Annotated in this window: 3 protein-coding genes; 1 reads left to right on the plus strand and 2 read right to left on the minus strand. The window is 69.2% G+C overall.

Going from position 1 to position 5,063, the window contains the following annotated elements; genetic code table 11:
- Positions 1-287 precede the first annotated feature (287 nt).
- A complete protein-coding gene (locus MXD95_RS07365; protein ID WP_250639790.1) occupies positions 288-1,820 on the minus strand; it encodes an MFS transporter in 1,533 nt (510 codons plus the stop codon).
- 151 nt (positions 1,821-1,971) lie between these two features.
- Between MXD95_RS07365 and MXD95_RS07370 the strand changes: the two genes are divergently transcribed.
- The gene (locus MXD95_RS07370) at positions 1,972-2,583 is read left to right on the plus strand and encodes a TetR/AcrR family transcriptional regulator (RefSeq protein WP_250639791.1); all 612 of its coding nucleotides are present in this window, start codon (positions 1,972-1,974) and stop codon (positions 2,581-2,583) included.
- A 345-nt stretch (positions 2,584-2,928) separates the two neighbouring features.
- On the opposite strand, the gene MXD95_RS07375 is transcribed toward MXD95_RS07370, so the two are convergent.
- Complete coding sequence (locus MXD95_RS07375; RefSeq protein ID WP_250639792.1) at positions 2,929-4,365, minus strand: glycoside hydrolase family 26 protein; 1,437 nt, start codon at positions 4,363-4,365, stop codon at positions 2,929-2,931.
- Between the last annotated feature and the right edge of the window lie 698 nt (positions 4,366-5,063).

Here is a 5,063-nt window from a genome sequence, read left to right on the forward strand (position 1 = left end):
CGGTCGTCTGACGACCAGCTTACCGGGGCCGGGAGGATGGCCATCGCATTTGGTTTGTGGTACTTACTGTATGTGGTACCTACCAAGCTGTCGGGTGGTTCTCGACGTGATCCTTGACAACCGTGGCGACCGGGAGCACCCGCGCCGGCAGGTGGACGCGGCCTGGCCGCGCATCGCCGGCGCGGACCGGCCCGCCGGCCTGGCAGTGCCGGCCCGGATGCCACGCCCGCCGCGCCGGCGGCCGCGGACACCGAGCCGGCCTACACCGGCCTGAGCCGGCGGCGTCCTCACGCCCGAGCCGCCGCCTCCGGATCGCCTGCCTCGGCGGCGCCCCCTGCGACCGGCGGGAGGTCCGGTCGAGCCGCCGCCGTGGGTCGCGAATCCAGGCCGAACGAGGCGACGGCCGCCGCCACGAGCGCTCCGGCCGACACATACCAGGCGTGCCGGAAGACCGCCTCGCTCGCCGCGCCGGAGGCGCGGCCCAGGATCGCCACCAGGACGCTGATCCCGATGACCGAGCCGAGCTGGGTGGCCATCGTCACGATCGCGCTGCCGGTCGCGGAGTCCTTCGGCGGCAGGCCGACCGTCGCCCGGGTGATCGCGGTCGGCACCGCCAGACCGTAACCGAGGCCGAGGACCACCCAGGTCGGCAGGAACGCGGCCACGAACCGCGGTTCGTCGGTGACCAGCTGGGTCAGCATGACCGTACCGACGGCGGCCAGCAGCGCGCCCGCGACCGCGATCCGTCCCGCCCGCAGCCGGGTACGCGCCTGGAGGGTCTCCGCGACCGCCGAGCCGACGGCGAACATCACCGGGCCGGGTGTGGAGGCCAGCCCGGTGCGGATCACCGAGTAGTGCCAGTGCCCCTGGAGCCACAGGATCGTCGAGAGCAGCTCGATCCCGAAGGCGATGAAGGCGACGGTGGCCACCAGGTTGGCAGTGGTGAACACCCGGTCCCGGAACAGGGAGAGGTCCACGACCGGCGCCGGGTGACGGGCGGAGCTGGCCAGGAACAACGCCAGCGCGACCACCGCGAGGACGAACGCGACGATCACCCGGGCGCTCGACCAGCCCCAGTCCGGCGCCTTGACCAGCCCCAGGGCCAGCGCGCCGATCGCGACGATGAGCAGCCCGCCGCCGCGCAGGTCGGGCAGGTGGTCGCCGGCGTCCCGGCTGTTGGGCAGGTAGCGGGCGCCCAGCGCGATCGCGGCCACCGCGACCGGGATGTTCACCAGGAACAGCCACCGCCAGGACGCCTCCACGAGCAGGCCGCCCAGCACCGGGCCGGAGGCGGCCGACAGCGCGCCGGTGGTGAACCAGATCTTCACGTAGGTGCCGACCTTCTCCGCTGGCGCGGTCAGCAGCACCAGGCCGAGGCTGGCCGGGGTGAGCAGGGCCGCGCCGACGGCCTGCAGGACCCGGAACCCGACCAGCAGCCAGATGTCGCCGGACAGGCCGGCGCCGATGCTGGCGACGGCGAACACGCTCAGGCCGAGCAGGAAGCCATCCTTGCGGCCGAACCGGTCCACCAGGCGGCCAGCCGGTACCAGCAGCGCGGCGTAGACGATCGCGTAGCCGTTGAGCACCCAGCTCAGGTCGGCCAAGGAGCTGGCGTGGGTGCCGCGCCCGATGGCGGGCAGGCCAACGTTGGTGACCCACACGTCGAGCTGGGCCAGGAAGCTCGCGATCGACAGGATCGCCAGCAGCAGTGCCGGGGAGACGCGCCGGGCGCCGGCGCCCGCACGACGCTGGATCGGGATGGGCGGGACGGCGCCGGGGCTGGGATCGGCCCGGTCGGGCTGGGCGTCCTGCTGAGTCATGAAGTGGCTCGCATCTCGCAGTCGAGGGCCCGGCGTGTGTGCGCGGCGCCCGGTCGGCATGGGAGGCCCAACGATCTGGACTGTTCAGTAAAGAACCCCAAGGGTTCTGGACTATTCCGCCAACAACCAGATCCGTGGATACCATCGCCCGATGGGGCGCCCACCTGGCTTTGACCGGCGGGAGGTGTTGGCGGCCATCGAGCGCGAGTTCCGCAGGAACGGCTACGACGGGACGAGTCTCGACGGCATCTCGGCCGCGACGGGGCTCGGCCGCGGCAGCCTCTACGCAGCCTTCGGCGACAAGCACGCGCTGTTCCTGGCCGCGTTGGGGGACTACTGCGACCAGGACGAGGCGTCCGGCGCGGCAGCGTTGGCCGGTCCGGACGAGACCGCGATGGAGCGCCTGCGGGCCTACCTCATCGACTCGGTCGACCGGCAGCTGAACGACCCCGAGCGGCTGGCCTGCATGGCCAGCCGCTTCACCGTCGAACTGGCCGGGCGCGACCAGGACGCCACGGCCCGGCTACGCCAGGGCTTCGACGCGCAGCGGGAGGCCCTGGCCGGCTGCCTGCGGGCCGCGCAGCGCAACGGCGACCTCGATCCAGCGGCCGAGCCGGTGACGCTGGCGACATTGCTGGTCGTCGACTTCCGGGGCATCGCCTCCCTGATCGGGATCGGGCTGGACCGGGCTGAACTCGTCGCCGTCGTCGACGCGGCCCTGGCCAGCCTGCCCGTGCCGCGCCCGTCGGCCGCCGCGTCCTGACCGGCGTTGGCTCATCCACCAAGCCACGTCCGGAACCAGACTCGGGCTCTGGCGCTGATCTTGCGGTCAGTCGGTTGCCCTGCAGAAATACGGGAGAATCGCTGCACAGACAATGACCATCCGCGCGGCCATGAGGCCAACCTCCCGAAAATCCACACAGCCCGCCAGCGTGGTTAGCTGCCGAGCATGCCGACACCGGAACAGGAACACGCCTTCGACACGAACATCGTCACCTTCGGTGATCTGAGGGGGCGCCGACAACGACGTGGGCCCGGAGCTGGCTGCTCTCCGGGCCCACGTGTCGGCATTGCCGGGGGGGTGGTGCGGGGCCCAGGGGACCTCGGATCACTTCCCGATGTTGCGGCTCCACAGTTCTCGGTATCGCACGGCGGACTTGGGGTTACGGAAGACACAGGTCGCGGTCGGGGCGGCGTTCAGGTTCGAGCCGACGTTACCCGGAGAGCAGACGTTGAAGTACATCTCGTCGAGGAACGTCCCCCCGGAGGCTCTGGCGCGGAACCAGTCGTACATCCAGCTGATGAAGTCGGGGTTGTCTCCTCCGCCGTTCGCGCCGGCACCTGAGGACACCCCCCATTCACCGACTCCGAACTTCTTGCCGTGGCTGCGGGCGAAGTTGTACAGCCAGGTGATGCCGCCCACGGCGTTCGCCTGCGAGGTGAAATCGGCGTAGGTGCGCGAGGCAGGGTAGTTGTCGTAGTTGTCGAGACCGACAACGTCGACCCACGCGTCGCCGGGGTAAAAGTCCAGCGGGTTGTGGCTCGGCGGGTTCTGGGAGTAGTGGGCGTTGAGTGTCCAGGACATGACCGGGTCCGGGGTCGCGGTCGATCTGATCGCGGTGACGATGTGGCGCCAGCAGTTGATGTAGGCGGTGGGGTTGGTCGCGGACCATTCGTACCAGTTGCCGTTGGCCTCCCAGGCGAGGCGGATGATGGAGCCCTGCCGCCCGGTGGTGTTGAGGGTGTTGCCGAAGGTGCGCCAGTACGAGTCGTAGGCGCCGGTGGCGCAGGTGGCGAGGGTGTTGCCCTGTCCCTCCGGGTACGGCGGGACGGTGATCACGAGCCGGCCGGGCCAACCCGCGTAGTTCTGCTCCGCGAACGACGGCTCGACGATGTTCGTCCAGCTGTTCCGGGCCACGTAGACGTTGGCCAGGTCACAGGGGGTTCCGCGGGACTGGCAGAAGGCATCGGTCACCGAGGGGGCCTGGAGAAGGTTGGCCCAGGTACCGGACTGCCAGGGCAGTCCTGACCGGAATCCGGCGGGCAGCGGGGCCCCGGCGTCGGTGCCCACCACCGCCGAGTCGAAGGCGACGAACGTGCCGGGTGACCGGGTGCTGTGCTTTCCGGTGTTGACGATCGTGGCCGTGTGGAACTCGGTCTGCAGGTTCACGCCGTGAAAGAGCTCAATCGAGGTCGGAACCGGTGCATACGTGTCGACCAGGGTGGGTGGGCCGCCGTCGACGGCGATCGAGGCTATGCCACCGTTCGGGTGGCCGACACCATTGATGGTGATGTCGGTGCCGGTGAAACGGATCGTGGCGACCGCGCCCTGGTCGTAGGTGAAGTGGTAGCTGCCGTCCAGGCTACCGGCGAGACAGCCGGTGCACGGCGACCAGTTGTCGCCCGCATAGTTGACCTGCCCGGGTCCGGTACCGTTGGCGGTGTCCGCGATGATGGTCGTGGTGATCTGCGCGGTAGCGACACCCATCTGCAGCGTCGCCAACGCCAGCAGCGCGGCGACCGCGACGGCCAGCCCTCGCCACACCCGCCGAACCACGCGATACCCGGACCTTTGGGCAGGAAATCTCACGTTCAGTTTTTTCCATTTATGGGATGGGCGCAAGAATTCCCTGTCCTCACTCGGATCTTCGCTCATGTAATGACTTGATGGTCGCAGTTTCGGCACCTTCACCGCCAATTTTTCGCTTCTACCTGGGCGGGCCGACAGTAACATCGCGATCTACTTCTGCCGAGGATTACGCACGTTGTCGCACAACGTTTCCGTAAAACCGTCTGGGCTGCCCTTGAAAACGTCGGAACCATACTCGAAAGCGGGCTCCGGGGACATTCGAGTGGCATGATTATTTTCCGCCCTGGTTGTTGTATCCTGGACCAGGACGGTTCGTTTCACGCTGCTTCAGGTTTGACCGCTGATTGTTGGTACACGGACCGGAAGTGGGGGCCGGGTACCTGGCGTACGAACGGGTCGACGCCGCACTGCTCGGCCAGCCGTACCACCGCCGGCCACGGCCTGGTGGCTTACAGCGATGCCGGGGCTCACCATCGCCGTGGTGGTACTGGCGGCGAACCGGTTGTCCCGGGTCCGGGAGAGCGATCGGGGGTGGTCATGATCATCGCCGGCTCGTCCGGCCCGCGGCCGCCGGACGCCTCCCGCGCCGGGGACACCGATGCCGGTTCCAGCCTGCTGCGGGTGCGGGGGCTGCGGGTCACCTACCGTGGCGA

It is taken from the genome of Frankia sp. AiPa1 (assembly GCF_023243075.1).
In the GTDB taxonomy this organism is placed as follows: Bacteria; Actinomycetota; Actinomycetes; order Frankiales; family Frankiaceae; genus Frankia.

What these genes read in the sequence shown, in the direction of transcription:
- MXD95_RS07365 (WP_250639790.1), bottom strand. Translation starts at nt 1,820, where the DNA reads ATGACTCAGCAGGACGCCCAGCCCGACCGGGCCGATCCCAGCCCCGGC.
- MXD95_RS07370 (WP_250639791.1), top strand. Translation starts at nt 1,972, where the DNA reads ATGGGGCGCCCACCTGGCTTTGACCGGCGGGAGGTGTTGGCGGCCATC.